The sequence below is a fragment of the Microcoleus sp. D2_18a_D3 genome (assembly GCF_036702455.1).
Taxonomy (GTDB): Bacteria; Cyanobacteriota; Cyanobacteriia; order Cyanobacteriales; family Microcoleaceae; genus Microcoleus.
This window is the reverse complement of sequence record NZ_JAUBTK010000055.1, coordinates 24266-36117: the sequence shown is the minus strand read 5'-3', so window position 1 is coordinate 36117 and position 11852 is coordinate 24266. Positions and strand designations below refer to the sequence as shown.

The 11852-nt window shown below is 46.1% G+C and carries 14 protein-coding genes; 6 read left to right on the top strand and 8 right to left on the bottom strand.

Annotated elements, in window-relative coordinates; genetic code table 11:
• On the top strand, nt 1-1751 hold a 1751-nt coding region (locus QUB06_RS22745; protein ID WP_333437201.1), incomplete at its 5' end, for a CHAT domain-containing tetratricopeptide repeat protein.
• A gap of 18 nt (nt 1752-1769) precedes the next feature.
• On the opposite strand, the gene QUB06_RS22740 is transcribed toward QUB06_RS22745, so the two are convergent.
• On the bottom strand, nt 1770-2423 hold the full coding sequence (locus tag QUB06_RS22740) for a Crp/Fnr family transcriptional regulator (protein WP_333437200.1): 654 nt from the start codon (nt 2421-2423) through the stop codon (nt 1770-1772).
• 558 nt (nt 2424-2981) lie between these two features.
• On the opposite strand from QUB06_RS22740, the gene hslO reads away from it, so the two are divergent.
• Genes hslO through QUB06_RS22725 form a run of 3 tightly spaced genes read left to right on the top strand, consistent with a single transcriptional unit; the run spans nt 2982 to nt 6191 of the window.
• Entirely contained in the window at nt 2982-3881 is a 900-nt protein-coding gene (hslO, locus tag QUB06_RS22735) for an Hsp33 family molecular chaperone HslO (RefSeq protein ID WP_333437199.1), read from the top strand.
• A 7-nt stretch (nt 3882-3888) separates the two neighbouring features.
• Nucleotides 3889-4131, top strand: a complete 243-nt coding sequence (locus tag QUB06_RS22730; protein ID WP_333437198.1) for a hypothetical protein — start codon at nt 3889-3891, stop codon at nt 4129-4131.
• Nucleotides 4128-6191 carry a hypothetical protein gene (locus QUB06_RS22725; RefSeq protein ID WP_333437197.1) on the top strand — a complete coding sequence of 688 codons (2064 nt, stop codon included), beginning with the start codon at nt 4128-4130 and terminating at the stop codon, nt 6189-6191. The genes QUB06_RS22730 and QUB06_RS22725 overlap by 4 nt, the downstream gene beginning before the upstream one ends.
• 1 nt (nt 6192) lies before the next feature.
• Here QUB06_RS22725 and QUB06_RS22720 read toward each other — a convergent pair whose 3' ends face one another.
• The 6 genes from QUB06_RS22720 to QUB06_RS22695 form a co-directional block, all read right to left on the bottom strand.
• Nucleotides 6193-6336: a hypothetical protein gene (locus tag QUB06_RS22720; protein ID WP_333437196.1), complete on the bottom strand. Its 144-nt coding sequence runs from the start codon at nt 6334-6336 to the stop codon at nt 6193-6195.
• 104 nt (nt 6337-6440) lie between these two features.
• Nucleotides 6441-7196 carry a tRNA(His) guanylyltransferase Thg1 family protein gene (locus tag QUB06_RS22715; protein ID WP_333437195.1) on the bottom strand — a complete coding sequence of 252 codons (756 nt, stop codon included), beginning with the start codon at nt 7194-7196 and terminating at the stop codon, nt 6441-6443.
• On the bottom strand, nt 7177-7662 hold the full coding sequence (locus QUB06_RS22710; protein ID WP_333437194.1) for an AAA family ATPase: 486 nt from the start codon (nt 7660-7662) through the stop codon (nt 7177-7179). The genes QUB06_RS22715 and QUB06_RS22710 overlap by 20 nt, the downstream gene beginning before the upstream one ends.
• 6 nt (nt 7663-7668) lie before the next feature.
• The gene (locus tag QUB06_RS22705) at nt 7669-8142 is read right to left on the bottom strand and encodes a TspO/MBR family protein (RefSeq protein ID WP_333410269.1); all 474 of its coding nucleotides are present in this window, start codon (nt 8140-8142) and stop codon (nt 7669-7671) included.
• A gap of 468 nt (nt 8143-8610) precedes the next feature.
• Nucleotides 8611-9192 (bottom strand): hypothetical protein, encoded by a 582-nt coding sequence (locus tag QUB06_RS22700; RefSeq protein ID WP_333103286.1) that lies wholly within the window; start codon nt 9190-9192, stop codon nt 8611-8613.
• A gap of 59 nt (nt 9193-9251) precedes the next feature.
• Nucleotides 9252-9407 carry a hypothetical protein gene (locus tag QUB06_RS22695; protein ID WP_333437193.1) on the bottom strand — a complete coding sequence of 52 codons (156 nt, stop codon included), beginning with the start codon at nt 9405-9407 and terminating at the stop codon, nt 9252-9254.
• A 154-nt stretch (nt 9408-9561) separates the two neighbouring features.
• On the opposite strand from QUB06_RS22695, the gene QUB06_RS22690 reads away from it, so the two are divergent.
• Entirely contained in the window at nt 9562-9876 is a 315-nt protein-coding gene (locus QUB06_RS22690) for a zinc ribbon domain-containing protein (protein ID WP_333437192.1), read from the top strand.
• 171 nt (nt 9877-10047) lie between these two features.
• Here the strand turns inward: QUB06_RS22690 and QUB06_RS22685 are convergent, their stop codons facing one another.
• Entirely contained in the window at nt 10048-10920 is an 873-nt protein-coding gene (locus tag QUB06_RS22685; protein ID WP_333437191.1) for a DUF1232 domain-containing protein, read from the bottom strand.
• Between the two features lie 94 nt (nt 10921-11014).
• Here QUB06_RS22685 and QUB06_RS22680 point away from each other — a divergent pair, with 94 nt between their 5' ends.
• Nucleotides 11015-11839 (top strand): NAD-dependent epimerase/dehydratase family protein, encoded by an 825-nt coding sequence (locus QUB06_RS22680; RefSeq protein ID WP_333437190.1) that lies wholly within the window; start codon nt 11015-11017, stop codon nt 11837-11839.
• Nucleotides 11840-11852: the final 13 nt, after the last annotated feature.

Below are 11852 nucleotides of genomic sequence, written 5' to 3'. Positions count from 1 at the left end.
AAAGCGAGGGGAAAGCTCTGGGAAATCTGGGAAATGCTTACAATTTCCTCGGCGACTACGCCAAAGCCATCGAGTACGCTCAGCAACAGTTGGCGATCGCACGGTCAATTAAAGACCGCCAAAGCGAGGGGAAAGCTCTGGGAAATCTGGGAAATGCTTACAATTTCCTCGGCGACTACGCCAAAGCCATCGAGTACACTCAGCAGCAGTTGGCGATCGCACGGTCAATTAAAGACCGCCAAAGCGAGGGGACAGCTCTGGGAAATCTGGGACTTGCTCTCGCCAACTCTGGCAATCTTCCAGCAGCAGAGAAAACCCTACTTGATAGTATTAAAGTTTTGGAATCTCTGCGAGCTGGATTAGACGATGCCAATAAAATATCAATCTTTGAAACCCAAACTAGCCCCTACGTCATTTTACAAAAAGTTTTCATTGCTCATAAAAAAACTAATGACGCTTTAGAAATTGCCGAACGGGGTAGAGCCCGAGCTTTTGTGGAGTTATTGGCATCTCGCCTTGCCCCATCTGCATCTGCCCAAACTACTATCAACCCACCCAATATCCAGCAAATTCAACAAATAGCTAAAGAGCAAAACGCTACCCTCGTCGAGTATTCAATTATTGAGAATCAAGCCCTTTATATTTGGGTAATTAAGCCAACTGGTGAAATTACCTTTCGCTCAGTTGACCTCAAATCTCTGAACATCAATCTACCCGAAGCCACCGAACAGACAAGAGTATCTGCTGCTACCGGGAGGAGAGGATTAAACGAGCAAGATACAGCCTTAGCTGAGATGATTCGCGGCACTCGCGAGGCTCTGGGTGTATCGGCGGGGGACACTGCCAATAAACAAACAGCTAATCCCTCTGCTTCTACCCCTGCTAATTCTCGCATAATCTACCCCAAATTACAGCAAAGTTATCAACTACTCATTCAACCCATTGCCGATCTTTTACCTACTGACCCGAATGCTCCTGTCATCTTCATTCCCCATCAATCCCTGTTTTTAGTTCCCTTTGTCGCCTTACAAGATCCGACAGGTCAATATCTGATTGAAAAACATACCATCCTCACTGCTCCCGCCATTCAAATTTTGCAGCTAACCCACCAATCACGGCAAAAAGTCCGACAACTTTCTCTCCAGAATAACTTAGTTGTAGGCAATCCAATTATGCCCAAAATTGGCAACCCGCCGCGCCAATTAGATCCCTTACCGGGCAGCGAACAGGAAGCAATTACAATTTCCCAACTTCTGAATACTAAACCGATTACAGGCTCTCAAGCCACTAAAGCATCGATTGTTCAACAGATGCTAAAAGCCCGAATTATTCATCTGGCAACTCACGGATTACTCAATGAAGTGAAGAGGCGAGATTTACCGGGAGCGATCGCCCTGGCTCCATCAGGAAATGATGACGGATTGTTGACTTCGAGCGAAATTTTGGATTTAAAATTAAATGCTGAATTAGTGGTATTAAGTGCTTGCAATACTGGCCGAGGAAAACTCACAGGTGATGGTGTGCTTGGATTATCTCGTGCTTTAATTAGTGCTGGTGTTTCCAGTATTATCGTTTCTCTGTGGTTAGTGCCCGATGAGCCGACAGCGGAATTAATGGCAGAATTCTATCGCCAGTTACAGAAAAACCCCAATAAAGCTCAAGCTTTGCGGCAAGCGATGCTGATGACAATGAAGATGCACCCAAATCCGCAAGATTGGGCCGCGTTTACGCTGATTGGCGAAGCAGAATAAGATTTTTCTCTGCGCTTGCTACACTGCTTGAGGGTTGCAGCCAAACAAATCCGATGTGGACGCAAAAACATCTTTGTTAAGAATTAAATGCCGATCGCCATCTCGACTAATTAACCCTTGCTGCTGCAATTTTCCCAGCATTCGAGTTACTGTTACCCGCGTCGTGCAAATCGCATTAGCAATATCTTGATGTGTCAAGCGGATATTCAAACGAGTTCCCTCAACCACAGGCTGACCGAATTCCTGTTGCAATAATAGCAGTAGCTGATACAAACGGTCATCTACTCGCCGCTGTCCGGCGATCGCTAAAATTGCTTCCATTTGCCGCAGTCGCCGTACCATTTGAGGCAGCAACTCGTGAGCCAATTGAGGAGAAGCTTCGATTTCCACCATAGAATACCACATCAAATAAACATCTGATGTCGCCGTAGCTCGGTAAGTCTGCAAATTTGTCAACCACAAACCGAAACACATCGAAGGCCCAACCCAACCCAAAAGTCCTTCTTCCCCGGTTGGATAAAGCGTGCTCAGTTGTGCTAGGCCTTGACAGACTCGCCAAAGGCCATGCGACATCATAGGAATGGTTTCGCCCTTGGCATAAAAATGCAAGTTTCGACTCGCTCCTGTGTTATGCTGGATTTCCGCTAAAAGTGCTTTGGATGTTGGTGGCATATCCCTTATTTCCAGCTAAAAAACATTTGTCTGAGACCTACGCCTCTGACTCTAACCGGCAAAGGTAAAGGTTTGGTAATCGTCTGGTTAGCGCCAAGATAAGCTTTAGTCATTAGTCAGTAGTCAGTAGTCAGTAGTCATTAGTCATTAGTTGTTAGTCATTAGTCATTAGTTGTTAGTCATTAGTCATTAGTTGTTAGTCATTAGTCATTAGTCATTAGTCATTAGTTGTTAGTCAGTAGTTGTTAGTTGTTAGTTGTTAGTTGTTAGTTGTTAGTTGTTAGTTGTTATAAAAAGACTGAGAAGACGGTGGATTGTGGAAAATAAATGCACTCGTTATTCCGGGCATCTTAAATAAATATTTAAGTGGAAGAATTAAGCAGAATATTTGTTAATAAAGAGTCGGTAAATTAAGGTTTTACAGAAAACAAAGGCGAGTTCTGAAGTTCGATCGCACTCCCAGGCCCGCTGAGTCAAGTGCGGCTCTCTGCTGCCACAACCTTCAAGAACTTATAAAATAGTTCAAGAAGGTATCAAAAGAGAAAAGTAAGGTTTTTCATGGCCGATCAATTAATTCGCGCTACAGCCGCAGAGGGCGGAATTCGCGCTGTAGGCGTCATTTCCACCCGCCTCACCGAAGAAGCAAGACAGCGGCACAAGCTCTCCTACGTGGCTACAGCCGCCCTCGGCCGCACGATGTCGGCAGGGCTGTTACTCGCCTCCAGCATGAAACGCCCCGAATCGAGAGTCAACATTCGCATCAAAGGAGATGGGCCACTGGGCGGGCTTCTGGTTGATGCAGGACTTGATGGAACAGTTCGAGGTTATGTGGACAATCCCGAAGTGGAATTGCCGCCCAATGCTAAAGGCAAACTCGACGTTGGCGGGGCAATAGGTGACGGGTATTTGTACGTGGTGCGGGACGTTGGATACGGATTCCCTTATTCAAGTACGGTAGAATTGGTTTCCGGCGAAATTGGCGACGATCTGAGTCATTATTTGGCAACCTCGGAGCAAACGCCTTCGGCTCTGGTTCTGGGGGTGTTTGTGGGGGCGGGCGGGGTACAAGCGTCTGGGGGTGTGCTGTTGCAGGTTCTGCCGAAGGCGGCAACGGACGAAAAATTAGTGCAAACTTTAGAATCTAGAGTTGCTGAATTGTCGGGCTTTACGCCCCTGCTGCGATCGGGCAAAACGCTGCACCAGATTCTCGAAGAGTTACTGGGAGATATGGGGCTGGAAATTTTCCCGGAAACTCAGATGGTGCGCTTTGACTGTGGCTGTTCGTTCGATCGAGTTTTGGGAGCTCTGAAAATGTTGGGCGAAGCGGAACTCCAAGACATGATTGAAAAAGATGGGGGGGCTGAGGCTACGTGCCATTTCTGCAACGAGGTTTACCAAGCTAATAGCGACCAACTTGCGGAACTGATCGGCGATTTGCGATCGAACTCCGGTTCTTGAGATAATAATGGGTAATTGGCAATCAGGAGTGCGAGTTGGGGATAAAGGCCTTGACCAATTGCCAATTACCCATTATCAATTACCTAATCACAAAATTTTGATTTTTGGGGTTTGGCGAGATCCTCTTGTAGTCTTTCGCCTGCAGGAGTATTTAAAAGTGATGAATACATTCTATAGAGCAGTCAATAGCAGCGATCGCTGTTTTGAAATAATTAAGACAGGCGGGTTGTTGTTTGTGGTGAGGATATGAGTCAAGATCGCAAAACACCAGGCCGTTGGTCTGCACCAGAATCCTTGGAGTCAACAAAGGATACTTCGTCGCTGGTGCGGTTACCAGCAAGGAAAAACCGGGCTGAACGACTTAAAGAGCTTCGAGAATTGGTTACTTCGGGAAAACTGCCGGGAGGGCATCTGGAACTACCGCCGAATTTGTCTGGGGAAAACTCGCAGCCGCCGGGGGAACACAATCCGTTGTGGCGGAACTGGTCGAATAAGTGGCAGTTTTGGCTGGCGGTGAGTTTGATGCTATCGGTGGGTATGGGGTTTGTGGCCATTGCGTCTTTACTCAACCTGACCTCGCAGTCCAATTGCTCAAAGATTTTTTGGCCGACGGCTTCGGCTAACGATCGCTTTTTTTGTGCTCAAGAAGCAGCAAGCAAGCGGACGGCAGAGGATTTGCTCAGGGCGATCGAATTAGTGAATGCTTTGCCACAAAACCATCCGCTGCGGCCGAGAATTAACACTCAAATCGATCGGTGGTCGGAGGATATTATTAGGCTGGGAAATGCTAGTTTCCAAGAAGGAAAGCTGGATGAGGCGATTGCGCTCGCTCGTAAGGTTCCTAAAAACGTTCCGGCTTACCCGAAGATGGAAAAGCAGATTGAAAAGTGGCAGTCGATATGGAGCGATGCAGAGAAAATTTACCGCACTGCTGAAGACCACTTGCGTCAGGAAGAGTGGCCGCTGGCTTTCAGCCAAGCTACTCTGCTTTTGGATTTGGGAAATACTTTCTGGGAATCGGCTAAGTACGAGGAATTGACTAAGCTAATTCAGACGACTCGGGCTGAGGGCAATAAGTTGGTAAAAGCCCGGAATACAGCCTCCGAGGGAGGTCTCGACAATCTGGTGACGGGGATTAAGCTGGCTCAGGGAATTGGTCAAAACAGTTATTTGTATCAAGCTGCCAATAAAGCGATCGCGGAATTTAGCAAGAAAATTCTGGAGATCGCCCAAAAACGCTTGCGGGCAGGGGATTGGGAGCAGGCGGTCGCGATCGCTAACAAGATTCCAGAGTCTGCAAATTTAAGGGAACAAGTACAGGATTTTAATGAGTTGGCGAATGCTACTTCTCAGGCTTCTACTGGCTCTGTTGAGGGTTTCTCCAAGGCGATCGAGATTGCTCAAAAGTTGAATTCCGGCCGCCCTTTATACAAACAAGCTCAAGATTTAGTCGGCCGCTGGCAACAAGAAATGGCTGATGTGAAAGTTTTGGATTTGGCAAGCAGGCTGGCGGCGCCTGGTGGGGTAAATGATTTGAGGGCTGCGATCGCGCAATTGCAAACAGTCCCGGAATCAAATCCCCGCGCTTCGGAAGCTCGCAGTCAAATTAGCACCTTGAGCCGTCAAATCGAGCTGCTGGAAGACAGTCCGTATTTGCAAAGAGCGAACGATTTGGCAAGTACGGGCGATCCGAATGCTCTGGAAGCCGCCGTGGCTCAAGCTTCTCGGATCGGTAGAGGTAGGGCGCTTTACGTGGAAGCTCAAGCCAAAATTCAAGCTTGGATCGAGAGGAGACAGCGGCTTGTTGACCAGCCGTTTTTGGATAGAGCTCAGCAGCTAGCGGCGGGCGGCAATTTGGCGGGGGCAATTGAGATGGCCCGCCGGATTCGATCGGGACGGGTGCTTTATGAGGAAGCTCGATCGAACATTCGGACTTGGGAGGCTCAATTTCAGGGCGAGCAAGGTTTGCAGAACGCCCGTCAGGCAGCCCGATCGGGGACAGCAGAGGCTCTGCAAACGGCAATTCGGCTCGCCCTTGAGGTTCCCGAGTCGAGTTCGCTCCGGTGGCAGGCGAGTGAGGCGATTGATGAGTGGAGTCAGCGGATTTTGGCGCTTGGTGTGGAACAGTCGTCGTCGGATCTGGCTGGGGCGATCGCGACTTTGAAGAAAATTCCTTCGGGTACTCGGGCTTTTGAGCAAGCTCGATCGCAAATCAAAGTTTGGGAGGAGTCGCTGAACCCTCCTGAGCCTGAATCTCCCCCTCCCGAACCACCGGAAACTGAGCCTCCTACCAGCTCTGGCAATCGCTAGGTTAACTGGTTTGCCGGAGATTGGGCGGGGGTTTAAACCCCCGTCTCACAGCTTGCATTCGGTTAAAACTCACATCTTGCACCATTGTCAGCAACAGGCAAGATGCCTGTTCCACAATAAAATTTATATTTTGTGGAACAGGCATCTTGCCTGTTCATAAAAGACTAATGGAGAAGGGTGCAACATCTCAGTTAAAACCGACTAAGAATTCATCAATTGCCAGCGGATTTGACAAGAGATCCTTAATCGTTAATCGCCAACATTTAAAAATTGGTAAATAAATTCTTTGTATTCCTCTTTCACGGGCAGCTCTTCATCGACTTTGATTCGCCGCCGCACTGCCACAACTTCTTTGCCTTCGATCGGGTTATAACCGGGTTTATCGTATTTTTCCCAATAAACTCCCGTTCCCCGGCGCTGCCAAGTCGGCAGTTCGTTAAAGTTAATTCCGTTTTGAAATAGCAATTCGTTTTTGAAAGCCACCGATTGTTTGTCTAATATAACTGCTGCATTTTCACCAGTTTCGCCATTTTTTCGCAGCATCCAATAACTCCAGCCATTCAAAGCGCAGCGCGCTGCATCTGCTTGGCGCCATAGAAAATAATCTACTACTTGCGATTTGTTGGCTGCGGAACAAATGCGACTGTCAAAACTGACTGCTGTTTGGGCGGCGCGAGTGAAAGTTGCACTGGCAATACTGGCAGAAATAGAGACAATTTTTTCTAAGCTGCGGTCAAATAAATCCCAATCTGGAGGAAACAAAACTGAGATTTCGTCACTTTCGGTATAAGCGTAAATGCCGTCTAGTTCTGACAGGAGCGCTTTGGCAGTTTCCACCATTAATTCGTGGAACTTTAAGTCGAAAGGCTTATCAAAACTGGAGGAAGTAAATTTGGAAAAGCTGCGACCGTCGGCGCGAATTACTGTGTGAGTTCCCGGCAATAAACGCAGGCTGTGAAAATATTCAAGCTCGCGCATTTTTTTTTCAAATGTCTGATTGTCCATGAATAACTTCCTCTGCGGGCCAGGTTTTTACTTCAAAGGTTAAGTTTTCTGCTATGCGGGCGGAAAACAGCCGTTCAAACCCTTCGCCGTAACTGGGCAATACCATTTTTTTTATAGTAGCATAAATTGCTATGTCTGGAACTTGAGATTTGCCCGATCGCTTTTGATTTCGAGCTAAACAGTCGCTGACTATTGATTCAAAGTAGTAACCGATGATTTTGGCATTATAAGTGCGACCCATATCAATCAGCGGCTTGCGATCGAGAACTTCGGGATTGGTATTATCAACAGCGACTGAATGACCTGCTTGCAGTGCATTTTCAATTAATTGAATTTGTCGGCGCGATTTATTTTTATTGTTTGGCATTAAATCTTTGCTGACCCAAACGTGCGTGGCAGCTAAATATTCGCGAAAAAATGTGCTTTTTCCCGATGCTTGCAATCCCATTAAAATGACTAATTCCATCAGAGGCTAAACATCCGCCGGATTGAGGTGCATCATTACCCAAGTGGTGTAAGTGCCGATCGGACTCCAAAGTATGTAAGGCAGCAATAACAGGGCGGCAGGCTCCGAAACTGGCAACACAGTTAAAGCTAGGATTACGCTTAAAATAGCGCCCGTTCCGCCGATTATTGTGCCGACTTTTAAGCTCCTAAGTTTGCACATAACCGAGGTGTAAGACATGGTTACTATTTCTAAAAGCAGGTACAAACCCATTCTTAGCCAAGTCTCCTGAGTTCCTGGTTCTTTTTCCCAAACAATCACTGCTGACCAAGCTGCACAAATAAAAATTACTGTCCAAATTAGGGGAATTGCTCTTTCAAATACTAGCCATCTCGGACGCTGCAAGCGGTTGAACCATTGGATGTCCCTGGGCGGGATTAAGCTAGCTGCTAGTGCTACTATCAAGGCGACGCCTCCAATTACCATCCAGGATTTAATCATTTTTTTACCTTGGGCGAGGTTGACAGGTTCAATTCTGCAGATATTATCTCTAATTTGGGCGATCGCGCCATCTGTCCCCAGTTATATTAGGTTTGGCTGATTCGCAAAACCCAACATCAGTTTAAAAGTTATTTAGACTTCTGGGAAACGTTAATTTATTCTCTTCAGTTCCCCTTCATAATATAAAAAATGTGACCGAAAGCATCCAGGATACAAGCCCCCGGATTCATTCCGAAAGCAGACTCAGAACCCAGAAATAAAAAACCTGTATCCGATCAAACTTGCCCCCCCAATTTATCTGTGGGGTCAATGCTTCAATTCTAAAATCTAAAATCTAAAATCTAAAATCTAAAATCGACTGACTCTTGCTCCCTCCCCTTGACAAGGGGAGGGTTCGGGTCTGCTTTTCAGTAAATTTGACCAGTAAATTTTACAAAAAGTCTCTTAGCCTTTCACAAAAATCGGCGGCTAGCCGAGCCGATGATGCTGTTCTAATTCTAAACTAGAGTCATCCTCTTTTTTGGGAACCAGAAGCGTATTTTCGCTGCTCGGTTGCAACACGGCTTTAATCACTTGGAGAAAACGGTTAGGCTTTTTAGTTTGACCGTTGAGAGTGCGGCGGTCTTTCACTTTTTGAGAAAGGTGCCGCATCACAGATAAATCGAGTTCATCTATGAAATGGTCTGCTATACGTTCTCCCATTAAATCAATAGCTTCAGCATACTGATCTGTCAGGGTTTCTATGGCATCGTATGCTTCGTCAGCAACTTGACTTGCTACTGTTTTATTTTGGTCGCCCGGTGTCTGGGAATGGGTGCGGCGCCGGTCTAAAAGACTTTGGTAGTCAGCAATGCTCATTCCTAAATTGTAAAGATGGTGGTGAGCGTGATCCATCAAATCTACTTCACTCGGATAGAAGAAACCGCGAGTGCTGTTAATGCCGTGCAGTTTTGCCCAACGCCGCAGATTTGTCTCATCTTGCAGTTGGTATCGCTCCAACATTTGAGCTGTGTTCAGCTCTACTTCTGGCGTAACTTTGAAATCGCTCATCGGTAAATCCTCGCTGGTGAGTAGATAAATAAATTGGAAACTTAGAATCTGTGATTTGCCTACAGTCTGAAAATGATGATCAATCCTTTGACGGCATTGAGGGAAGTCTTGCGGGCATTTGCTAGGCGTCGATCGTGCGATCGTGCGATCGAGTCAGAGGATTTCAGGGTAGGGTACTTTTGGGCTTTGTCTCGATCGCATCCGGGAGCAAGCACACTGGGTTAATAATATAGCTGATTTAGTGTTTTAACAATCGTTAAAAATAGTAAAGTTTGATTTTTGGGGTTGAATTATTAGTAATGTTGAGCTATAATATTCTCAATAACCGTGCAATTAGTAATTTTAGTAGTTGCAAACGAGATTCTTAGTATGCCTGTATACGATTATTTGTGTCCCGAAAACAACCAGCAGTTAGAAGTTTGGCACAGCATGAACCTGGAAGTTTCGACTTGGGGCCAACTGTGCGAGTTGGCTAAGCGCGAACCCGGGGAGACTCCCGCAGATGCTCCAGTACGCCGACTGCTGAGCGCTCCGAGGTTGATGAAGCCGACATCCGACACCGATTATAAAAATTCTGGTTTCAGCAAGTACGTGAAGCGGGATGAAGGGGTTTATGAAAATGTCACGGCTAAGGATGGTGAAAGCCGTATTGTCAATCGAGATGGCAAGCCGCTTAAAGACTGAACTCGGTAATTGGTAATTGGTAATCGGTAATTGGTAATTGGTAATTATTCCTAATGACTAATGACTAATGACTAATGACTAATGACTAATGACTACTGACTAATGACTAATGACTAATGACTAATGACTAATGACTAATGACTAATGACTACTGACTACTGACTTCTAATATTATTTACCAAACCAATCTTTCATTTTTTGTTTGGCTTGTTCTTTAGTATCAGCATTAATGTATACTGAAACAGTAGCTATTGCCGCCAGCAATACTCCCAAATCGTCCGTAAACCCGATACCAACTAATACATCGGGAATGGCATCAACAGGAGATATAAAATAGGTCAAAGCTCCAACTACAACTCCTTTTGCCCAAGCCGGGACGTTGGGCTTCTGAGCCGTATAGTAGAGAATCAAAGCTTTTTCAACTACTTCTCTTCCTGCGGTTAAAGCAAAGTTTTTAAGTTTAGTCCAAAAACTTTCATCTGAATAGTTAATTTTGGGGTTGCTGAGGTTTGTTGTGGTGCCTTTTCGGTCGATTAAATCGAGAGGAATGCCCTTATTTTTGAGCTGGGAAACAGCAGAATTGAAGGATGCTGATGCCTGATTTTTATTAGGGGCGACCTCCCGTATTTGTTTCATGTCTGCGATGAATTCCTGCATGGCTTGGATTTGTAAGTCGGAAACCGCCAGCAGTTTTTTTGCGGATTGGATCGCCTCGCTTTCTGCAGGATGCAGCGTCTTATTTGCCCCAGCAATGTTTATTAAAAAATACATGACTCCCAAACGCAGCGGTTCTTCTGACTTGCTGAGTGTTTGCAAACAGTCGCTTAGTGATGGGGGACTGGCTGTGTATGATTGGATTTGAGTTTTTGCAGAGTCAGAAAATTTGTCTAAATTGATGGTTTTAAACAACAAATCTAGTTCGTCAATATCAACGGAACCATCGGCGGCTGCGATCGCAAACAAAGAACCATAAAAAGCTAAAAGTTCGCTTTCTGAGGAGGTGGCCCAAATATCTCTTTCGGACACGATGCTACTCCGATTCATGACGACGCTTTGCATTTTACCACAAAACTCAGCGCGCCATGATTTCAGAAACCGGCAATAATTTTAGAGAGCATGACACAATGGAGAGTTTTTTATGAAAGTTGCGATCGTCGGCTGCGGCTATGTGGGTACTGCGACAGCCAAACATTTACGCGGCAAATCTGATTGTATCGTGACGGCGACAACTACAACGGCGACGCGAGTAGTTGAGTTGGAGGGTGTCGCGCAGCGGGTAGCCGTGCTCAAAGGAAATGACAAAGATGCAATGACGGCTGTACTCCAAGAACAAGATGCTGTTATGCTGTGCGTCGGTGCCCGAAATCCTCATACTTATCGGGAAAGTTATATAGATACTGCGACAACTTTGGTATCAGTTTTACAGCAGATACCGACAGTAAAGCAGGTTATTTATACGGGTACTTATTCTGTGTATGGTGATCGCCAAGGTGAATTGGTAAATGAAGAATCACCCGTCGCGCCGGCTAATCCAAATGGTGAAATTCTCGCAGAAACAGAACGGGTTTTATTAGCAGCATCGAGTCCCAATCTTCACGTCTGCATTCTCCGTTTGGGAGGAATTTATGGGCATGGGCGAGAATTAGTTAAAATCTTTGGAGGCTGGGCTGGGAGCACTCGTCCGGGTAGGGGGGAAGATGCTACTAATTGGGTGCATCGAGATGATATTGTTGGGGGGTTAACCTTTGCTTTGGAAAATCGATTGCAGGGAATTTACAATTTAGTCGGGGATGTGTCGCTATCGAGTGGTGAATTGCTCGATCACATTTTTGAAACTCACAATCTGCCTAAAGTTTCTTGGGATGGAAGTCCTAGCGTGCGACCTTATAATGCTAGGGTGTCGAATCTAAAGATTAAGGCGGCTGGTTATCAGTTTGTTCATCCTGAGATTAGGGAGTTTTAGTTGGGCGATCGCT

Excerpts from the sequence above, each read along its gene's own strand:
- QUB06_RS22715 (WP_333437195.1), bottom strand. The coding sequence starts at position 7,196 with ATGGACAATCAGACATTTGAAAAAAAAATGCGCGAGCTTGAATATTTT.
- QUB06_RS22730 (WP_333437198.1), top strand. The coding sequence starts at position 3,889 with ATGGGTAATTGGCAATCAGGAGTGCGAGTTGGGGATAAAGGCCTTGAC.
- QUB06_RS22720 (WP_333437196.1), bottom strand. The coding sequence starts at position 6,336 with ATGCCTGTTCCACAAAATATAAATTTTATTGTGGAACAGGCATCTTGC.
- QUB06_RS22705 (WP_333410269.1), bottom strand. The coding sequence starts at position 8,142 with ATGATTAAATCCTGGATGGTAATTGGAGGCGTCGCCTTGATAGTAGCA.
- hslO (WP_333437199.1), top strand. The coding sequence starts at position 2,982 with ATGGCCGATCAATTAATTCGCGCTACAGCCGCAGAGGGCGGAATTCGC.
- QUB06_RS22690 (WP_333437192.1), top strand. The coding sequence starts at position 9,562 with ATGCCTGTATACGATTATTTGTGTCCCGAAAACAACCAGCAGTTAGAA.
- QUB06_RS22710 (WP_333437194.1), bottom strand. The coding sequence starts at position 7,662 with ATGGAATTAGTCATTTTAATGGGATTGCAAGCATCGGGAAAAAGCACA.
- QUB06_RS22725 (WP_333437197.1), top strand. The coding sequence starts at position 4,128 with ATGAGTCAAGATCGCAAAACACCAGGCCGTTGGTCTGCACCAGAATCC.
- QUB06_RS22740 (WP_333437200.1), bottom strand. The coding sequence starts at position 2,423 with ATGCCACCAACATCCAAAGCACTTTTAGCGGAAATCCAGCATAACACA.
- QUB06_RS22680 (WP_333437190.1), top strand. The coding sequence starts at position 11,015 with ATGAAAGTTGCGATCGTCGGCTGCGGCTATGTGGGTACTGCGACAGCC.
- QUB06_RS22685 (WP_333437191.1), bottom strand. The coding sequence starts at position 10,920 with ATGAATCGGAGTAGCATCGTGTCCGAAAGAGATATTTGGGCCACCTCC.
- QUB06_RS22700 (WP_333103286.1), bottom strand. The coding sequence starts at position 9,192 with ATGAGCGATTTCAAAGTTACGCCAGAAGTAGAGCTGAACACAGCTCAA.